At 46.7% G+C, this 19,916-nt stretch carries 20 protein-coding genes; 14 read left to right on the forward strand and 6 right to left on the reverse strand.

Annotation, left to right across the window (positions count from 1 at the left end):
* Positions 1–9: 9 nt before the first annotated feature.
* The gene (locus tag A1332_RS05195) at positions 10–411 is read left to right on the forward strand and encodes a hypothetical protein (protein ID WP_064007500.1); all 402 of its coding nucleotides are present in this window, start codon (positions 10–12) and stop codon (positions 409–411) included.
* Positions 412–1,219: 808 nt separating this feature from the next.
* Here the strand turns inward: A1332_RS05195 and A1332_RS05200 are convergent.
* Complete coding sequence (locus A1332_RS05200) at positions 1,220–1,411, reverse strand: hypothetical protein (RefSeq protein WP_064007501.1); 192 nt, start codon at positions 1,409–1,411, stop codon at positions 1,220–1,222.
* Positions 1,412–1,858: 447 nt separating this feature from the next.
* On the opposite strand from A1332_RS05200, the gene A1332_RS05205 reads away from it, so the two are divergent.
* Positions 1,859–2,782: an OmpA family protein gene (locus tag A1332_RS05205; RefSeq protein WP_064007502.1), complete on the forward strand. Its 924-nt coding sequence runs from the start codon at positions 1,859–1,861 to the stop codon at positions 2,780–2,782.
* A gap of 47 nt (positions 2,783–2,829) precedes the next feature.
* Here A1332_RS05205 and A1332_RS05210 read toward each other — a convergent pair whose 3' ends face one another.
* From A1332_RS05210 to A1332_RS05230, 5 genes are all read right to left on the reverse strand, one after another.
* Positions 2,830–4,677 carry an Hsp70 family protein gene (locus tag A1332_RS05210; protein WP_064007503.1) on the reverse strand — a complete coding sequence of 616 codons (1,848 nt, stop codon included), beginning with the start codon at positions 4,675–4,677 and terminating at the stop codon, positions 2,830–2,832.
* Positions 4,674–5,318, reverse strand: coding sequence for a DUF2760 domain-containing protein (locus A1332_RS05215; RefSeq protein WP_064007504.1), 645 nt, complete (start codon positions 5,316–5,318; stop codon positions 4,674–4,676). The genes A1332_RS05210 and A1332_RS05215 overlap by 4 nt, the downstream gene beginning before the upstream one ends.
* Before the next feature lie 133 nt (positions 5,319–5,451).
* Positions 5,452–5,838 (reverse strand): hypothetical protein, encoded by a 387-nt coding sequence (locus A1332_RS05220; RefSeq protein WP_064007505.1) that lies wholly within the window; start codon positions 5,836–5,838, stop codon positions 5,452–5,454.
* A 383-nt stretch (positions 5,839–6,221) separates the two neighbouring features.
* Positions 6,222–6,479, reverse strand: coding sequence for a hypothetical protein (locus A1332_RS05225; protein ID WP_064007506.1), 258 nt, complete (start codon positions 6,477–6,479; stop codon positions 6,222–6,224).
* A gap of 107 nt (positions 6,480–6,586) precedes the next feature.
* A complete protein-coding gene (locus A1332_RS05230) occupies positions 6,587–6,910 on the reverse strand; it encodes a hypothetical protein (RefSeq protein WP_157203945.1) in 324 nt (107 codons plus the stop codon).
* 342 nt (positions 6,911–7,252) lie between these two features.
* Here A1332_RS05230 and A1332_RS05235 point away from each other — a divergent pair, with 342 nt between their 5' ends.
* The 12 genes from A1332_RS05235 to A1332_RS05290 all read left to right on the forward strand — a co-directional run bounded on the left by A1332_RS05235 (position 7,253) and on the right by A1332_RS05290 (position 19,896).
* Positions 7,253–8,188 carry a hypothetical protein gene (locus A1332_RS05235; protein WP_064007575.1) on the forward strand — a complete coding sequence of 312 codons (936 nt, stop codon included), beginning with the start codon at positions 7,253–7,255 and terminating at the stop codon, positions 8,186–8,188.
* The gene (locus A1332_RS05240; RefSeq protein ID WP_064007508.1) at positions 8,164–9,276 is read left to right on the forward strand and encodes a flavin monoamine oxidase family protein; all 1,113 of its coding nucleotides are present in this window, start codon (positions 8,164–8,166) and stop codon (positions 9,274–9,276) included. The genes A1332_RS05235 and A1332_RS05240 overlap by 25 nt, the downstream gene beginning before the upstream one ends.
* 16 nt (positions 9,277–9,292) lie before the next feature.
* Positions 9,293–9,754, forward strand: a complete 462-nt coding sequence (locus tag A1332_RS05245; RefSeq protein ID WP_064007509.1) for a hypothetical protein — start codon at positions 9,293–9,295, stop codon at positions 9,752–9,754.
* Positions 9,755–9,782: 28 nt separating this feature from the next.
* Positions 9,783–10,403: a glutathione S-transferase family protein gene (locus tag A1332_RS05250; RefSeq protein ID WP_064007510.1), complete on the forward strand. Its 621-nt coding sequence runs from the start codon at positions 9,783–9,785 to the stop codon at positions 10,401–10,403.
* Positions 10,404–10,624: 221 nt separating this feature from the next.
* Positions 10,625–11,428, forward strand: coding sequence for a spermine synthase (locus A1332_RS05255; RefSeq protein WP_064007511.1), 804 nt, complete (start codon positions 10,625–10,627; stop codon positions 11,426–11,428).
* Complete coding sequence (locus A1332_RS05260; RefSeq protein WP_064007512.1) at positions 11,425–13,536, forward strand: YgiQ family radical SAM protein; 2,112 nt, start codon at positions 11,425–11,427, stop codon at positions 13,534–13,536. Before A1332_RS05255 ends, A1332_RS05260 begins: the two co-directional genes overlap by 4 nt.
* Before the next feature lie 58 nt (positions 13,537–13,594).
* Positions 13,595–14,581 (forward strand): ABC transporter permease, encoded by a 987-nt coding sequence (locus tag A1332_RS05265; protein WP_231890217.1) that lies wholly within the window; start codon positions 13,595–13,597, stop codon positions 14,579–14,581.
* A gap of 19 nt (positions 14,582–14,600) precedes the next feature.
* Positions 14,601–15,881, forward strand: a complete 1,281-nt coding sequence (locus tag A1332_RS24650) for a polysaccharide ABC transporter ATP-binding protein (RefSeq protein WP_082879542.1) — start codon at positions 14,601–14,603, stop codon at positions 15,879–15,881.
* A gap of 8 nt (positions 15,882–15,889) precedes the next feature.
* On the forward strand, positions 15,890–16,561 hold the full coding sequence (locus tag A1332_RS05275) for an FkbM family methyltransferase (RefSeq protein ID WP_064007514.1): 672 nt from the start codon (positions 15,890–15,892) through the stop codon (positions 16,559–16,561).
* A gap of 20 nt (positions 16,562–16,581) precedes the next feature.
* Positions 16,582–17,508 carry an alpha-1,2-fucosyltransferase gene (locus A1332_RS05280; protein WP_082879543.1) on the forward strand — a complete coding sequence of 309 codons (927 nt, stop codon included), beginning with the start codon at positions 16,582–16,584 and terminating at the stop codon, positions 17,506–17,508.
* A complete protein-coding gene (locus tag A1332_RS05285) occupies positions 17,493–18,575 on the forward strand; it encodes a glycosyltransferase family 2 protein (RefSeq protein WP_064007515.1) in 1,083 nt (360 codons plus the stop codon). Before A1332_RS05280 ends, A1332_RS05285 begins: the two co-directional genes overlap by 16 nt.
* A 148-nt stretch (positions 18,576–18,723) precedes the next feature.
* A complete protein-coding gene (locus A1332_RS05290; protein WP_064007516.1) occupies positions 18,724–19,896 on the forward strand; it encodes a glycosyltransferase family 4 protein in 1,173 nt (390 codons plus the stop codon).
* The last annotated feature ends 20 nt before the right edge of the window (positions 19,897–19,916 follow it).

A 19,916-nucleotide genomic window follows, 5' to 3' on the forward strand; every position in this document is an offset into this window, starting at 1 on the left:
GTATGACTGATGCCTTTGTTCTACGCCGATGTCTTCGGTCTCTTGCCACTCGACAACTTTAGTTTAGCTCAAACATCTCAACTGAGTAGGCGATTGGCTATCTCTGATTATGCAACTGCTTCAGTTCAATGCCTCACGCATCCTGAAAACCGTCATTCCGGCAGGCACCGTCTTTACAGTAGTTATGCAAAAAAGAAATTTGGATTAAAAAGTTTACCGGATTTTAGAATGGCGAACCCCAGGGATGGAAATCAGTATGTCATACCGCAGCTTAAGGTCAGGATTAGCATTGATGTGGTTTCGGATTTGTTCGCGATTGGCCTTGAGTGCCTGTTCTATCGTGGCAAGAACGGATTTGATCGATTAAGCGATAGCGGCGTCGGCGGTGTCCAAACTCCGGCTGCCGGGTGAATGCGTAATGCAATGAGCTTGGCATCCAGTGCTATGGATGCCAAGCTTCGAGCTATCCGTGCAGCCCGGATTTCGGTAGTCCATGCCGAAATGACGATTTTGAGTATGCGCGAGGCATTCAGTTAAAGCAGCTTGCACCAGCTAAGGGGTGTTTAGACACTCTCGGCTTACGCAACGGCCGGAGCCCTTAGACCACGCAACAAATCCAGGCTTCATGGATGACTCCTAGCCTACCATCCATGGCCGCTCTCTTACGCATCCGTGCCGGTATGCTGGCTGAAGATTCTTGCCAATCATAAATTCCCTTAGATAAGGTAAACCTTAGCCTGGACTTGTAAGCAGCGAAGTCGAATCAGCCGAAGCCAGTCAATTCGCTTCTGATCCCCTCAGTGAACGGCTCTTGGGACATCAGGTATAACTTTACAATTCTGGAATGACAACTGGGCTCCCATCTGCGGAGGCTGTCGTAAAAGTTGAAACAATCACTTATCCTTCCGTACTTACAAGTGCATAAATACTCACGAGTTATATAATAGAAGGCATATAAAACAATAGTTTATTGATTTTTCACCCACTCGCCGCACAATGCCGTTAAGTTAAGAGCTGAACATATAAAGGCCAAATTTATTCGACCTATAGCGCCCATAGTGCGAATAAATTCGCACCTACAAAATTTAAACTTCACCCCTCCTCCTTTATGCCCTATGGGTATTTATGCCCTGCGGGTACGCGCGGAGAAGGGGCTTTTACGACAGCTTCCCGAGAGGGAGGAGCAAGAATATTTTAGGTCTGGCCGATATAATCCCGATCAATGCCGATCTATTTCCTTCGCTTGCGCCCCGTTGTCAATGGCTTTATCAATTAACATCACGCTGCCGCGTATCAAGGCGGCAAATAGCAATATCGAAAAGACTAATCCCATGGGTAATATGCCTAGTAAGCCGGCGATAACGACAATCAGCATGGCGATGCCGGTATTTCCTATCTTAGCGATCTTCATTTGCCCTCCAGGACCGTTTGTCGGTCGAAACGAAATCTCGCTTTCACTATATCGGCTTATTAAAAATCAACAATAGGCATTACCGATAATTGATTGTTTTACTTAATAAAACAATATTTTAAATAAGTATATTCTTCGGCTTTTCCCAAACATTGAGAGCGGAGTGCAAACCCCACGCCGCAAAAGGTGGTGCTCAGATCGTATCAGTTCGGCAAACTGCACGAATAGACGAAATCAGCGATAGCAAACCAACGTTAGCTGCTGATACTAATTAAGAACTTCAGGAAACCATTTCCCCGCTTACCAGTCTGGTTTAAGTGCGAGTTAAGACTTTAAGGTTTTAATCGCCACGCGGTCGGAGGCCGGCTTCTATTGGCGAAACACCCCATTGAGCTAATACGCCGCCCGATTCAAAGTATTTATGAACAGCATCCAGGACGAAAAATAATGACTAAAAGATTACTCGCTATCGCCATCGGTACCAGCTTATTAACAGCCTGTACCACTAACCCTTACACCGGCCAGTCCGGCATGAGCAACCTAGGCAAGGGTGCCGGCGTCGGCGCGGCAGCCGGAGCCGGCGCCGGAACTTTATTCGGTGGTAACGACTGGAAAAACGCCGGCCTGGGCGCATTAGCCGGTGCCGCGGTTGGAGCCGGTGTCGGTTACTACATGGATAAACAACAGGAAGAAATGCAACAATCGCTGCAAGGCACCGGTATTGAGGTACAGCGTACCGCGCAAAATCAGCTTACCTTGAACATGCCCAGTACCAGTGATGTCACCTTCGCGTTCGGCAAGGCCGATTTAACACCGGAAGCCCAGAATGCTCTGGAGCCGGTAGCAAGAGTGTTGACCAGCTACCCTGAATCGACTATTTCAGTGACGGGCCACACCGACGACGTCGGCTCCGATGCGGACAATCAGCGCTTATCCGAAGCAAGGGCGACCAGCGTCGCCAACTTTTTGGGACAACGCGGCGTCAATCGGTTACGGATTTCGCAGCAAGGCATGGGCGAAAGCTCGCCAAAAGTAGCTAACACCAGCGATGCCAACCGGGCAATAAACCGCCGGGTAGAACTCGCAATTAACGCCAATCAAAACGCCGGCGCCGCGCAACAACCGCAGCAACAGCAAACCCAGCCGACTCAACAACAAGGCGGATATCCGCAACAGAATTACCCCCAACAAGGTTATCCACAGCAAAACCAACCGTATCAGCAGGGCTACCCGCAACAACAAAGTTACCCTCAGCAGAATCAGCAATACCAGCAAGGTTACCCGCAGCAACAGGGGTATCCGCAACAGAACCAGCAATATCAGCAATACCCGCAACAGCAGTACCAACAGCCTTACTATCAACAGCAATAAAAGGCTATTGGCTTAACGGAGATTGAGCCGTATGGCTCAATCTCTGCCTAACTAGACTTCAAGGCCTCGCCGGCCCTGACATCAAACTCGATTTTCCAGCGCTGTTGATCGCGTTTGGAAATGGCTTTTAATTCCAAAGTTCCCACTTCGGTCACTGCCGCCGACAAATGCACCGGGACGATATCGCCGGCATGGCGGCCTTCTTCCGGCAAGGTAATTTCGATCTCGTCCAGTTCTTCCAACTCGTCGTCTTGCCAATAGTCCAAGCGCACGCCTACCGCATCGTCACGTCGGGTTTTTGAACCGAAAAAGCGGAAGCGTACCGGCTCGCCGATGATCAAACCAAACTCGTCGTTGGGCAACTCCTGCTCGCTGCCCTCTTCCATGCCAAACGGCGCGATGCACAAGGCTTCGATTTCCGCAGGCAAGCCAGGTACTGCCGGCATGGAACTCTCGATGCCGACATAATAAGCCGCCGCCGTACCACCTTTGATTCTTACGCCCTTACCTTTGCGCACAAATCCGTAATATGCAGCACCGCGCGCCACCGCCAAATCCAAGTCGGCGCCTTGCAATAGCCTGGCCGGCGCCGCTTGTTCAGCCTGCAACCAGTTATTTAAAATCTGCATCAAGCGCTCGGCCATCAAACCGGCTTTTAACACCCCGCCGTTGAACAATACGGCGGTGGGATGCAGAAAGCTGGCGTGTTCCGGCAACACGTGATCGGACAGCTCGCCGGTCGCTTCTTTTTGCCGCGACAAAAATGCAGCCAGATGACGGGTGATGCCGGCATCCTGCGCATACGGCAAACCGGCGGTACGCAAACCGCTGCGCGGCCTGATCACCGGTCTTTCTTCAATGGGTACCCAAGGTAAAAAGCCTTCGACCAAGATGCGGTTCAACTCGTCGCGGGTCAATTCGGTACGCAAGGTGCCGCCGATCAAGGACGATCCGCGACTCGCTACGACCAAAGGCATGCTGCCCAGTTCGGGTTGATTGAACAGTTTTTCTTTCGCTTCCCGGCAGGCATGTGTCAGGGCTTGTAGTTGCCAGGATTCCAGGCGCTTACCGCTTTCTTGTTCCATTTTGGCTTTCACGGTGTAGGCCAGGGCCAAATCCATGTTATCGCCACCCAACAGGATATGGTCGCCGACCGCTACCCGGGTCAGTTGCAGATTGCCGTCCTGTTCGGTAACCGCAATCAGCGACAAATCGGTGGTGCCACCGCCGATGTCGGCGACCAAAATCACATCGCCGACCTGCACATGATTACGCCAATCGCCTTCGCTGTTTTCGATCCAGCTGTACAAAGCTGCTTGCGGCTCTTCGAGCAACACCGCCTGCACCAAACCCACGGAGCGCGCCGCTTCGACGGTTAGTTCGCGCGCAGCCGGGTCGAACGAGGCCGGCACGGTGATGGTGACGTCCTGATCTTGTAAATTGTGTTCCGGAAACCTGTGATTCCAAGCATCGCGCAAATGTTGCAAATAGGCTTTGGTCGCGGCAAACGGCGAAATCCGCGCTACATCTTCCGGCGCTTCGGCTGGCAAAATCGCTTGCTTGCAATCGACGCCGGCGTGGCACAACCAGCTTTTGGCGCTGGACACCAGCCGGATGGGCGTTTTGCTGCCCAGATTGCGGGCAATTTCACCGACCAGGTATTCGGGTTTGGCTGTCCAAGGCAAGGCAGTTGCGCCTTCGGCAATCTCTGCCGAATGCGCCAGATAGGTGAATGAGGGTAATTGTGCCTTGTCTTCTATCGTGCCGGGACCAGTCAGTTGCGGAATAGCCAACACATCCAGGACCACTTGATCTTCCCCAGCGTCCAGATCGACATAAGACAAGACGCAATGCGTGGTGCCCAAGTCGATACCGACCGAATAACGCGCCGTCATAATTCCACCTCGGCCGGCGCGACGATTTTGGCGTTATGGCCTTCGGTTAATTTTGGTAAACGCAGATCGGTGACTTGCCAGCCTTTGTGCACCAAGGTGCCGGTAAACGGCGCCTCGCCGACGATATTACCGGTCAAACGGAAAGATGCGGCATCAAAGCCTTTGTTCAGGGTGACACGATTACCCTCGGGATCGTTGCTGACGGGGGCCAGGGTGAAATGCTCGCTGACCGCCTTGCTGCAACCTTGATGCACCACCCGCGCCGCCGCGCCGATTTCGGCATCGGAAAAGGCACTGACGTCTTCCTTGATAAAGTCGATAAAGCGAGCTTCTTTTTGTAACAAGCTCAATAATTGCAAGGCTGCATCCGGAGTGGCTTCTTTTAAAATCACGGGTTCCGGTGCCGGCGCCTGGACGATTTTTTCCACTTCGACGATCTTTTCGACGATTTTGACTTCGGGTTGCGGCGCGATAGGGGCAACGGTCGGCACGGCCGATTTGCAGCGGCGCATGCCCAACAGCACCGAGACTAAAACCACAATCAGGACCAAAGCCAACAGCGCGGCGGTGCCCGCCAAACACACATGCCACAAATCGAAGGTGGTCGGACGCAAGGATAAATCGATAGTGTAGGTATTCATGAAAATCGAGTGATAGTTGTTAATTGAAACATTGGCTTTACGGTCTAATGTTCAGAGTTGTCGCAAAAGGGTAAAACCAGCGAGGCGTTAAGTTTTTACGACAATTCGATTGGACACAATATCAAGAAGAAGATCAGTTGCCTGGCATACCAGCTTTCTTCGCGGCTTCCGCATACATCAATTCTTGCAGCAGGTTGCGCGTTACCTGGATACGCATTTTCTTCAAATGCCGGTCAGCGACAACGCCCGGCACTTCGGCGTCCGTATAAACTTTACGTATTTCGGCCAAGGTAGGCTCGCAAGATTTGATTATCACATCCGTGGCATTGCGGCTTTCCATTTTTGCAAACTCGGGTTTTTGCATAGTATCCACTACACATTTTTTATAAGTGTACTGAGCTTGCTGAATTTTCTGGATGGTCTCGTCTTTTAATGTGGTTTCGTTCCATTCTTCCTTGGCATCTTCCGCACAGGCAAAACCTGTGATCATCATCAGCGCGACAATTAAACGGTATTTCATAATTTGCTCTCCAATGGGGGCGTAATAATGGCTGGCGATTTTACGCGATGCCGGCTGAAATGAACAATTAGTCGGAACCGGCAGGCGGTCAGAAAAGGTCTAGCTTAGGCTGCATGCACGCTGTGGCGTGCTGTTGATTCACCCAAGCCCCGGGCAAACTCGCGGTTCAACGCCAGAGTATTAAGATACCAGGTAGCAAGCGAAAAGCGACGATAAGGGGCGAATGCCCGTTATTTAATGAACAGATTATGAACTGGAGTACTGCTGAACTTGGGATGGGCTATCTGGAAGGGGGAGCGACGTCTATATTGCGGACAACTAAAGCAAAATACCCATCGCCCCCTGTTTACATCGATTAACTAATCATAACGGCTGAAATACGCTCAAGCCGCGTCACAAACTTCTTTAAACTCCGGGATACCGGCGGTTATGCGAATGCGTAAGAAGTTTAACTGTCTTTGCAACTCATCCTCGGCATCACCGACACTTTTAAACACCTGCACCATCTTTTGATCGTTCAACAAATCCGAGTAATTAGCATCGATGAATTCCAGCACTTCAGAATCCATTTCGGTGATGCTACTCAAAGCAGCTTCCATCCGCGCCAATACTGCTTTCAACTCTACCAGATCAACAGCCATAAAACCCCCAACGCAAAAATTTGATTATATCAGGGCTGGCGCGGGTTTGACGCAAATAACCGTAAAATTTTACCGAGAAAAAACTAACCAAATTGGTGCATTAAAAATTAGTGATCGCAAACATGCCGAGGCGAACCGGGCTGATTTTGGCCTTGAGTAACATCAGGCAATAGAGGCATAACTTCCGTTATTCCCTCGCCGCATTGTTTCATTTGTTGCATGGCTTTGTTGGCCGACACGTCCTTACCGAAGTCCATCGCTCTCGCCATCGCTTCATCGCGTTTTCCCGCCGCGCATAAGCTTTTAACTTCGGCACTCATTTGTTTGGCCTGTGCTTGAAAGGCCTGCATGTCCCCCTTATCAATGTTTTTCACGCAGTCTTGCATGGCTTTCATTTGCTGCATCACTTGCTGCATTTGCGCTTTGTCCATATTTTTAAATGCATCATTTTGGGCGGCTACAAGGGTTGGGAACAGTAAAAGCATCGTTATCAATAAATTTCGCATGATTTTCCAAAAAAATTATGAAGATACCGTGAAACTGTAGAAGCCTTCTTCGTGGATGGCAAGCACGCACGATAACGCCGGCAAAAATCCAGGGCTAGAGCGTTGTCGTGACAAGATCGCCGGATTTGTCGGATCCGCGACATCGTTTGGCAAGTTGGTTTAAAGCGGTAATCCTCTTTAATCAATGACCTTCGCTGTCATTCGGCGATTTGGTCAATTGGCCTCATTCTTGAATGTCTGATGGCATTCGCCATAAGCAGCCCAACCATGGAACACATTTTTCCACTGCCCCGCCCGACGCCTGCGCCGTCCAAACCGAGCATTCCAGTGATACAAGCAGGCCATCGTTACAGCATCGACGCACAAAAATTGGCTGATGACCGGCTTGGCGAACTGGAGCACAATCTGCAAAACGGTTTGCTCGGCGACTACCAGTTAAGCATCGAACAGGCTATGGCAATAGCCGTGGATACTAAACAAACGCCAATACAAGCATTCGTGTGGAACAGCGATTTACTGAACCCGCTGCTCAACAACTGCTTACCCATTACCGCCACTCATCCGCAGCAGCCCAATCACAATCGTTTGACCTTGCTAGACGCCAGCATGGCCGCACCGGAAGTAAGCTTGCTAGACGATACGCCAACGCTAAGCATTTCGCCCTGTTTCAAACTGGAATGGGGCACCGCCGGCTTTTGCAGTCAACTCGGTGTCTTGCAGTTGGTGGAGTCAACCAGAACGGTGCACTTTGCCGACGGCGAGACCATGACATTGCTGGATACCGAGACTGAAAACGGCGGCCCGGTTTTGTATCTGTCAGGCACAGAAAGCCATTTGTCGGTCATGCCGCTTGGCCCGTTTCAACAGCAAGGCCAACAGCAAAAACTGCTGTTCAGCCAAGCCGTGACCCAAGCTATTCCATCGCAAATTGCCGGTAACGCCGTCGCGTCGATTAGCGTTTTGGAAAAATACACCGTGTATTTCATGCAAAACGCCGGACCGGACAGGCCAGACCTTTATATTTGGGTGCCGGTGCATTTACCTATCGTCTGGGGTTGGAGTATTCGGGTGCAGCAACGCTATGACGGCGTGTGGGATATTTTCCGCAAGAAACTGATCATGCCAAGCGCCTCAACCGAAGCGCCGAAATTACCCTTATGGCAGAGCAACGTCTTACTATGCCAAACGACACAGACGGCATGATGCCCATGCTAGACGTGGCGATTATTGGCGCCGGCCTGTCGGGCTTGTCCTTGGCTGAAAAACTACTTCCCCACAAACCCAATATCAGCGTGTTTGAAGCGCGCGACCGCTGCGGCGGCAGAGTTTTATCCGCATCCGGCCCTACCCAGGACTTTACCGCCGACCTGGGCCCAACTTGGCTCTGGCCTTCCGATCAACCGCGCATTGCGGCATTAGCAGAACGCTTGGGATTGACGCTATTTCCACAGTGGGACCGCGGTCAAAGCTTATATCAAGTACAAGCCGACGCCCTGCCAGCGACTTACATCGATACCCAGACTCATGCGGATGCCAGACGGATTGCCGGAGGTTGTCAGCAGTTGATCGACGGTTTATTGCAAGGGATACCGGAACGCATTTTGCAACTTGAGCATCGTTTGCTAACGCTGAGCGACCAAGGCAGTCATGTCGATTTAACATTCGCAACCGATAGCTCGGTGATTACCATCCAGGCCCGCCAAGTCGTGCTGGCCGCGCCACCGCGATTGCTGGCTAGCAACATTACCTTCAAACCGGCATTAGCGCCTGGTTTGTTATCACTGATGCAAGACACGCCTACCTGGATGGCCGGACATGCCAAGGCCGTGCTGGTTTACGAACAGCCGTTCTGGCGCCAAAAAGGCTATTCCGGCAAGGCCATTTCAGCCTATCCCAGTGCCGTGTTGGCTGAAGTCTATGACGCGTGTTTAGACAATGATCACACAGCAGCACTATTCGGTTTCTTTGGCCTGCCAGCCGAGATTCGGCAGCAGTATCGTGACAGCCTGCCGGCGCTGATCGTTCGGCAAATGGTCGGCCTATTCGGTCCTGACGCCGCCAATCCGCTAAGTGTGGTGATTCAGGATTGGAGCCAGGAAGCTTTTACCGCGACTGCTGAAGACCGTATGCCGGTGTTCACGCATCCCGTCTATGGCCATCGCTCGCTGCAATTGGATCATTGGCAGGACAAACTGTATTTCTGCGGGACGGAAACAGCCAGCAGATCCGGCGGCTATTTGGAAGGCGCGTTGGACGCCAGCGATCGGGTTTTTACCGCATTAACACTCTAACCTAAAGGATTTTGACATGAACAATCAAACACTTAACGCGCACAGCATCGGCGAATTTAGCCGATTTATAACCGAGCAGAAAGCCACTATGAAGAAGCAGTACGATCAATTATTAGCCCATGACCTATCGCATCAACAATGGGACGGTTGTTTTCAACGCAATATATTGATCGTCTTGGAAAAAACCTATCAAGACGCCCTGGCTCAATTGAAGACCTTACCGTTTGATCACGCCGGCAATACTGTCAATCAGGGCTTGGCGGATCTTACCAAATCAGTACTGGCGGTATTCGACGGTTTCATCGATGAATTTCTGTTGATCGTAGTGGATAAACACCGCACTTCCTGCGCCTTATCCAATTTCCCCGATGAACATAAGCCCGATCAGGTTTACCTGAGCGCAGTGCGTAGCGATATCGCCTTGCTTTGGCGGAACTTTGCGCTGGACATTAATGCTTACTTTCTAGACTGCCGTTAAGGCGAATGTTTTTCCAACAGGACAATTTATGAAACTGTACTTAACACCTGGCTCCTGCACCACCGGCATCCATATTTTACTGGAGGAGCTAGATCTGGTTTTCGAAGCTCATCTAGTCAATTTAATGGCCGGCGATCAGCATCAAGCCGAATATCTGGCACTGAACCCCAAAGCCACCATTCCCACCTTGGTCCGTAACGACGGTACCGCCTTGACCGAATTTCAAGCCATCGCTTACTGGCTGGCACGCACCTACCCTAAAGCCAAACTATTGCCGGGCGACGCGGATGGCGACGCGAAAGCTATCGAGTTGATGGACTATGCGGTCGGCACGCTACATGGCCAGGGCTTTGCTAGAATTTTTACCACGGAGAAATTTACGCCCAATCCTGCCGATCACGACGCGGTTAAGGCACAAGGCTTGGATATTGTGAATAAAGGCTTCGCAATCTTGAATCAGCTACTACCGGCCGAAGGCTATGCATTGGGCACGTTCAGCATCGCCGATGCCGCTTTGTTTTACGTGGAGTTTTGGGCGGATAAAACCGGCGTTACGCTGCCTGAAAACTGCTTGAAACACTATCGGTTGATGCTGTCGCGCCCGGTCGTTAAACGTGTGCTGATGGAGGAAGGTTATCGAGTGGACTGACTTTTATCGCCGCATCATCTGCTCGATAAGCAAAACAGCCTTCTCAAGACCTCCGATATACAGTGCGAAACAATTCGCACCCATACCCATAAAACAAGCCGCATTAGCCCAATATCCCTTCATTTTTACAGGGTGACTAAATTGTCACCAACACACTATTAACAAGACAAGCGCCGGAATTTCAAGGAAAATAGCCTGATCTTTACCGTTCGCTACACCGCATGTACAAATATGAAGGCTTGGTGGTACACCAAAGCCACGACGACGAAGGCGTCATAGAAATCGTTGATAAGGAGGGCGTCAGGGCCTTGCACTTTGGCTCGCATGCCCGGCAAAGCAGCATGCTGCTGGCCGAACCCGACCGCCTCCATTCCCTGTATGCACGAGCCATGATGGCCGGCTTGATGTTTCATGACACCCCCCGCGAAATACTGATGATAGGCCTAGGCGGCGGCACCATCGCCAAATTCATGTTGCATCAGTTTGCCGATTGTCGACTCAAGGTTGTGGAGTTTCGCGGCAGCGTGTTGAAAGTGGCGCGTAGTCATTTCGGCTTGCCATTCGATCCGCGCCTGAAAATCAAGATCGGCTGCGGCGCGCAACATGTGCGCCAAGCCAGCCAGGTGCAAAGTGAGCAACACGACTTGATCGTGATAGACGCTTACGACCATGACGGCATGGCACCGGAAGTCAGTAGCGAAACTTTTTTCGACAATTGCCGAACCTTGCTGACCAAAAACGGTCTGCTGGTGATCAACTTATGGGGCACTGACAAGGACATGTTCCAGCAAGTGGTCTGGAATCTGGGCCGCATGTTCGATAGGCGCATGTTGTTTTTGCCGGTGCGCAATCGCGGTAACGTGATCGGTTTTGCCTTTGGGGAAGCCATGGCAAAGCCCGGCGTCAAACAGCTGATCGACAAAGCCAAACAGCTTGAACAGTTATATCAGCTGGAGTTTCCCACCTATCTGCTGGATTTAAAACGCCACAACCCCAACGTCTTCAACCGGATTATAAAATCGTGATACACAACGCTCCCAACATCTTCGGCTATAAAAAATACTGGGCGCACCGCTTCGGGCCGGCCCCGGAATTGCCGATGACACTGGCGGAAATGCAACAACTGGGCTGGGACGCCTGCGACGTGATTCTGGTAACCGGCGATGCCTATGTCGATCATCCAAGCTTTGGCATGGCGGTTATCGGCCGGGTGTTGGAAGCGCAAGGCTTTAGAGTGGGCATCATCTCGCAACCGGATTGGCATAGCGCCGAGGATTTTAGACGGCTGGGCCAACCCAAGCTGTTTTTCGGCGTGACCGGCGGCAACATGGATTCGATGGTGAATCGTTATACCTCGGACAAAAAGATCCGCTCCAACGACGCTTATACCGCCGATGGCGCAGCCGGCAAACGTCCGGACCGCGCGGTGAATGTCTACGCCCACCGCTGCCGCGAAGCCTACAAAAACGTCCCCATTGTCATCGGCGGTATCGAAGCCAGTCTGCGCCGCATCGCTCATTACGATTACTGGTCCGACAAGGTGCGTAAATCCATCATTTTAGATTCCAAAGCCGATTTACTAGTCTACGGCAACGCCGAACGGCAAGTGGTGGAAATCGCCCAGCGCCTGGCAAAAGGCGAAACCATCGCCGACCTGAAAGGCATTCGCGGCACCGTGCATTTTGTAAAACAGGTTCCGCTGGGCTGGATGGAGAAAGACTCCACCGACATCGACAAACCGGGTGCGGTGATTTCTCACGTCAATCCCTATCAGGAACAACCGGCGTGTGAAGACAAACCGGCACTGGCTGAAAACGAGCAGGTAATCCAATTCAAACCCATCGCCAACAAACAGCGCACACAAACCGTCATCCGCTTGCCCGATTACGAAGCAGTAAAAGACGATCCAATTCTGTACGCGCACGCCTCGCGAGTGATGCACGGCGAAACCAACCCCGGCAACGCCCGCGCCTTGATCCAACGCCACGGCAACCGCGAGGTGTGGATCAATCCACCACCATTACCCTTAACCACACCGGAAATGGATGGCGTCTTCGACCTGCCCTACTCCAGGCTACCCCATAAATCTTACGGTAGCGCCAATATCCCCGCTTTTGAAATGATCCAGCATTCCGTACTGATCATGCGCGGCTGCTTTGGGGGTTGCAGTTTTTGTTCGATCACCGAGCACGAAGGCCGCATCATCCAAAACCGCTCGGAAGATTCGATCATTCGCGAGATTGAAGCCATCCGCGACACCTCTCCCAATTTTACCGGCCATATCTCCGACCTGGGCGGCCCCACCGCCAATATGTGGCGATTGGCCTGCAAGGACCCGAAAATTGAAGAATCCTGTCGCAAGCCGTCCTGCGTGTATCCGGGCATTTGCCATAATCTGAATACCGATCAAACGCCGTTGGTCAAACTCTACCGGCGCGCCCGAAAACTCCCCGGCATCAAGAAAATCTTCATTGCCTCCGGCCTGCGCTACGACATCGCCGTGGAAACCCCGGAATACGTCAAGGAACTGGTAACTCATCACGTCGGAGGCTATTTAAAAATCGCCCCGGAACACACCGAGCAAGGCCCGCTATCGAAGATGATGAAACCCGGCATGGGCACGTACGACCGCTTCAAGCAGATGTTTGATAAGTATTCGAAGGAAGCCGGCAAGGAACAATACCTGATTCCCTACTTCATCGCCGCCCACCCCGGCACCGAAGACAAGGATATGCTGAATCTGGCGTTATGGCTAAAACGCCACGGCTTCCGCGCCGACCAAGTCCAGGCTTTCTTGCCCTCGCCGATGTCTATCGCCACCGCCATGTATCATTCCGGCAAAGACACACTGCACAAAGTGGCGCGCAGCAGCCCTGATATAGCGATTCCAAAGAGCATTAAACAGCGACGCTTGCACAAGGCGTTTTTACGCTACCATGATCCAAAAAACTGGCCATTGCTGCGCGAGGCCTTGAAAGATATGGGTCGGGCGGATTTGATTGGAAATGGTAAGCAGCATTTGGTGCCGAGTTTTCAGCCGAAAACTGATGACCAAGCAGTGAAAACACGATCTCAAACCACACCGTTCAAAACCAAATATACCGGACTCCCGAAAAAAAGATCGGTGCGCTAATCTTGTAGCGACGAATCAATAGACCGCTACAAGGCCATGTGAGGGTTTGGCATCGGAATTGACAACACTCGCCTTGCCAAGACCTCCAAAAAACTCAGATCCTTGCACCGTTTCTACTACACTTGTTCGGTGCTCAAGCTCTAAATCCTCACCCGAACTGGACCTGAGCCTATGTGAAACTTCAAGTAAGCTATCAGCCAAACCACATTATCAAATGAGTACTCGGCAACAAATCGTCATCACTCCCTATAAAACCCTTGGCGACTCTGGGCGTGAATTGTGGGAATACCGGGACTTGTTTTATTTTCTGGCTTGGCGGGACTTTAAAGTTCGCTACAAACAAACCGTAATAGGCGCGACCTGGGCCGTAATCAGACCATTACTGACAATGCTAGTGTTTACTGTGATTTTCGGCAGAATCGCCAAACTGCCAACGGAAGGCGAAGCACCTTACGCCATCATGGTGTTTACGGCGATGTTGCCATGGTATTTTTTTTCCAATACGCTAAGCGAAAGCGCAAATGCGGTGGTTAATAATTCGGCAATGATCAGCAAAGTCTATTTCCCCAGAATTATCGCCCCAACGGCACCATTGTTGGTTAATATCATCGACTTTCTGATTTCATTCGTACTGTTACTGGCGTTGATGGCTTGGTATCGCTTCCAGCCTTCGATTTATATTCTGTTGATGCCTTTATTCTTATTATTGGCTGCCATCACCGCCTTAGGCTTGGGCTATCTAATATCGGCGCTCAACGTAAAATACCGTGACTTTCGTTATGTCATTCCTTTTATTGTACAGATAGGTCTGTATATATCCCCAGTCGGCTTTAGCAGCCAAGTCATACCGGAACAATGGCGTTTATGGTATTCGTTAAATCCTATGGTTGGCGTCATAGATGGGTTTCGCTGGATGGTTATTGGTGATAGTGCAAACATATATTGGGATGGATTTTTTTTATCCAATGCAATATCACTAGCATTATTTTTAATTGGTTATCGATATTTCATGCACACGGAACGGCAATTTGCCGACAGCCTGTAACCTACACAATTACATCCTGATGAGCACCGCAATCAAAGTCGAAAACCTCGGCAAAAAATATATTATTCAACATCAACAGCAAAGCCGTTATCAATATAACAGCCTGGGAGAATCGCTCAGTCGCGGTATTAAATCTCTGGGCAAGAATTTATTGCATCCTTTTCACAGCAATACCAAAGCGGAAAGCGCCGAAGAATTCTGGGCGCTTAAGGACATTAACTTCGAAATTAAACAGGGAGACCGAGTCGGAATCATCGGTCGAAACGGTGCAGGCAAGTCAACGCTATTAAAAATACTAAGCCGCATAACCCATCCCAGCACTGGACGAATTACCATTAATGGCCGCGTATCGAGTTTGCTGGAAGTCGGCACCGGCTTTCATCCTGAATTAACGGGCAGAGAAAATATATTCCTGAATGGCGCAATATTAGGAATGCACAAAAAAGAAATCCAACGCAAGTTTGACGAAATCGTTGATTTTGCCGAAGTGGAAAAGTTTTTGGATACTCCAGTCAAGCATTATTCAAGCGGAATGTATGTAAGGTTGGCTTTCGCAGTGGCGGCACATTTGGAGCCAGAAATTCTAATAGTAGATGAGGTTTTGGCGGTTGGCGACTTTGAATTTCAAAAAAAATGCCTAGGCCGTATGGAAAAAGCAGGTAATGAAGGGAAGACCGTTTTATTCGTTAGCCACAATATTGCATCTATAAGAAAATTATGCAGAGTAGGAGTGTTACTGATTGATGGACAGATCAATTTATTTTCGGATATAGAGCAAGTAATTTCAAAATATTTGACCACATCAACTCCTGTTAACCCTTGCTATAAATCTAAAGAAGAATTCAGGATGATAACTAAACAGTATTTTGTCAACGACGCGTCGGTACTAAATTCATCAGAAAATTTATGCGGGACGTTCCATATCGGTGAAACTATAAATTTTAAGTTTAGAATTAAACGAGGTCTATTAAAAAAAACAATGGGCGGCATTAAAGCAGCTTTAGAGATACGAAGTAATGACGGACTTAAAATAGCTAACATAATCAGTAGCGACTGTAGTTTTCAAATAGACTCATTCGATGATCAAATAGGCTTGTTAATTAACATAGAAGATATTCGTCTTTACCCAGGAGAATACATCCTATCCATATGGGTTGGAACATTGGACAGCCATGAAACTTATGATTATGCAAATGAATGCATCAGATTTGAAATTGTAAGCGGTGGTAAATTAACAACACGCAATTTACCAAGGAATGATGGGTTGTTCTTTTTTACTCCAAAGTGGTCAACTGTCTAAATTAACTTATGAAAATTTTTTTATACAAATTAGGGCGATTTTTAATAAGATTATCTGGTGTGCCAGAAAAAGCAAACACAGCGCTTTTAGCCTGGCGACTGGACGATGGAGATAATACACTAAGAATTACTTATGATAGCCTATGCAAAGATTCAGTAATTTTTGACCTAGGGGCATTTAAAGGCCAGTGGGCCAGTGATATTTATTCAAAATACATGTGTGAAATTTATTGCTTTGAACCATCAACTAAGTATAACAAGTTTATAACTGATAGATTCAAGAATAATAAAAAAATAAAGATTATAAAATTGGCCCTTGCAGATAATAATGGCATGGCAGGACTGTCAAGTAACGAAGATGCATCATCACTATACAGTCAAGAGACCTGTGAGCAAATAAAGCTGGTAAAAGCATCAGAATATATAAGCGAGAATGAATTCACAAGAATTAATTTAATGAAAATTAATATTGAAGGCGCAGAATATGACTTGCTAGAACATTTGATTGAGGAAGGAATTGTAAATATAATAGAGAATTTACAAATTCAATTTCATAATATGTTTGATGATTCGCGTATTAGAATGAAAAACATACAATCGAAATTAAGTAAAACTCACAGACTAACATACAAGTACGAATTTGTGTGGGAAAACTGGGAGATCAAAAACAGCAATCAATAAGGGGTGCAATGTTTTAATAAATGAAAAAACAGAAAGAAAATGACTTTCATATAATAATTGAATGTGGCCAAACAAAAATTATGATAGTTGTACGTTTAACAGGGGGACTCGGCAATCAGATGTTTCAATATGCGGCAGGAAAGTCGTTATCATATCTGCACAATACGATTCTAAGTTTTGATACTTCATACTTTAATAATCAAAAATTGCGCCAATATAGTCTTTCTACATTTAATATTCAACAACACTTTATCGCGCCTACAAGAATAAAAGTAATAAGACCGCCATTCTTTGAGGTTAAGAAATTTTTTCATGACCAATCAAGCCACAAGAAAACCAGTATATTTTTATTATATAAAGAAAACAGCTTTACGTATGATACTAATTTCAATAAACAACCTAGCAATACTTATCTAGATGGATACTGGCAGAGCGAAAAATATTTCACCAATATCGAACATATTATTCGTCAAGATCTAACGTTCAATAACATACCTGATAGCAAAAATCTGCAATTAATTAACAAGATTGAATCAAGTAATTCAATTTCTATTCATATAAGGAGAGGCGACTACGTATCAAGTAAGCAGGCAAACGAATATCACGGTACATGTGGAATAAGCTACTACAATGAGGCTATAAAAAAGATGTCCACTACCATTATTGAACCACATTTCTTTGCATTTAGTGACGAACCAGCATGGGCACATGAAAACATTAAGACAGACTATCCATTGACCATCATTGATCACAATGAAAGTGAACATGAAGATTTACGACTAATGAGTTTGTGTAAACACAATATTATCGCGAATAGTACTTTTAGTTGGTGGGCTGCTTGGTTGAACAATAATAAAAGCAAAATCGTTATTGCCCCAGCAAAATGGTTCAGAGCAACTGAATTATCAACACAAGACTTGATACCAAACTCATGGATACAACTATAAAAAAACCATTAATCTCTGCTTTAATGCCTGTATTTAATGCTGCCCCTTATCTTAGAGAATCAATAGACAGTATTTTGAATCAAACATTCAAGGATTTTGAGTTAATAATTATAGATGATGCGTCTTACGATAGAACGAAATTAATATTATCTGAGTTAGAAAAGGACGATCAAAGAATACGAATCTACCGAAATAAAACGAATCTTGGAATAGCCAATAGCTTGAATTATGGACTCACATTGGCAAAAGCCTCTATTATTGCAAGAATGGATGCGGATGACATTTCAATACCTGACCGCCTAGAAAAGCAATGGAGATTCCTGCGGCAGCATCCTGAAGTAAGTGTGGTCGGAAGTCATTTAAGAGTGTTTGAATCTCCAGAAAATATTATATGTGTACCGCTCAGTAATCACGAAATTAGAGTACGCTTATTGTTTGAAACAAGTTTTTTTCACCCTAGCGTGATGTTTAAAAAAAATAATGTGTTACACGCAAGCGAGAGCTATAGAGACTCAAGCGTGCCTGCCGAAGATTATGATTTATGGTGCAGGCTGGCTGAAGATCGAAGTATAGTTTTTGCGAACATCAATGAAGCTTTAATAATTTATAGAACTCATCCATCTATTGATAGGAGCGCATATCTAACAAAACAAATTCATCGTGCAAACCAAATAAGAAGCGAACAAATCAATAAATTAGGACTTAACCCTACTGAATTGGAAATAGCCTGTCACAATACTTTAGCATACCCTAATTCACCAACAGATTCACAGAGACCCTCGCTTAAGGATTGCGCTAAATGGCTTGATCGTCTTGAGAGTTTTAATCGCAATGCACTTATATACCCACCAAAAGTTCTCAAAAATGAGTTAAATAACAGATGGAAAGCTTTATGCTTGCATTCAGCCAGTGACAATATAAACGTTTCTTTAATTTATTTGAATCGATGCTACTCATCTTGTCCGTTTACTAGTATTTTCATTGTCGCCAAAATGATTCGGCGGTATTTTCATAGAAAATTAGTTTTGTTATGTACCATTCCAAAACTTTGGTTTTTCCATGATTGATAAAATTTGTATCGATTGAGTAGCCACGCTATTCCGTATGCCATGACGCCGCGCGTCGAAAACCCTTAAAAATCCATATTTTACCTATCGTCATTAGCCCACACTCCTCGATTGCCAAGGGATAAGCATAATTATTCAAATAAGCACCATGAGTTACATTAAAATAATTCATTTTTTAATTTTAATATGTGCTGTTTTTTTTAGACTTACCGGTGTAAGAAAAAAAAACGGAATTCACTTTTTTTTTCCATTTTATCACATGGGAGGTGCAGAGAAAGTTCATTCACAAATTGTCTCATCAATAGCTGATCAGAACCCATATATATATATCATGGGTTTATCAGCCGACTCAAGATACCTAAACGAGTTTAAATTCGCTGGAAAAGTTATTAACTTCCATGGAAAACTAGCGAAAAGCAAGGCTCACAAATACTATTACTTAGCAAAGATAATAGCAGGAATTGGCGATTCATCGGTAGTTTTTGGAGCTAATACAAGTTATTTCTATAATATACTACCGTTTTTACCGAAAACCGTATATAAAATTGATTTGACCCATGCATTTACTGATTCGGATAATATTGGCTACGAGATATATAGTTTAGCATACATTGATTTTTTAGATAGCAGAATAGTAATAAACGAAGATACCCAAAGAAGATTCTATTCTTTATATGACAAACATGGCGTGGATTCAAAATACCACCAGAGATTTAAAAGGATTAGCAATTATGTTGAAATTCCAAACAAAAAACCCATTCGCCGTATAAATAAATATGGACTAAAAGTTGCATACATAGGTCGAGGCTCACCAGAAAAACGAATTTATTTGATTGGAAAAATAGCATCTACTTTAAATGCTTACGGATTTGAGTTTTATTTTATAGGATGCAATGAGGATTGGGTATTTAATGAAGATAAGAATAATTGTATTTTTTTAGGTAAAGTCTTAACCGACGAAGAACTAGCTAATCTGTATAAAAGCTTAGATGTAGTAGTAATGACATCTTATAGAGAAGGCTCACCTTTAGCTCTAATGGAATCGATGTCTTTTGGCGCAATACCAATATCAACGAATGTTGGAGGTATTGGTGAATTTATAATACACGGCAGCAATGGTTTTCTAGTCGAAAATCAAGATAATGAAAATGAAATAATTGAGGATATTAAGAATACTTTGCTAGAACTATCTAGTGATCATTATTTTAGATCAAACATTTCAAATAATTGCTACAATTACGCAGCCAAACACTTCAATAAAAGCACATTTGTAAATAATTATAGAGCATTACTACTCAATAAATATTTTTATTTTCAATAGTTTCAATCAATTGTGTTAAG

The sequence above is a fragment of the Methylomonas methanica genome (assembly GCF_001644035.1).
Lineage (GTDB): Bacteria > Pseudomonadota > Gammaproteobacteria > Methylococcales > Methylomonadaceae > Methylomonas > Methylomonas methanica_A.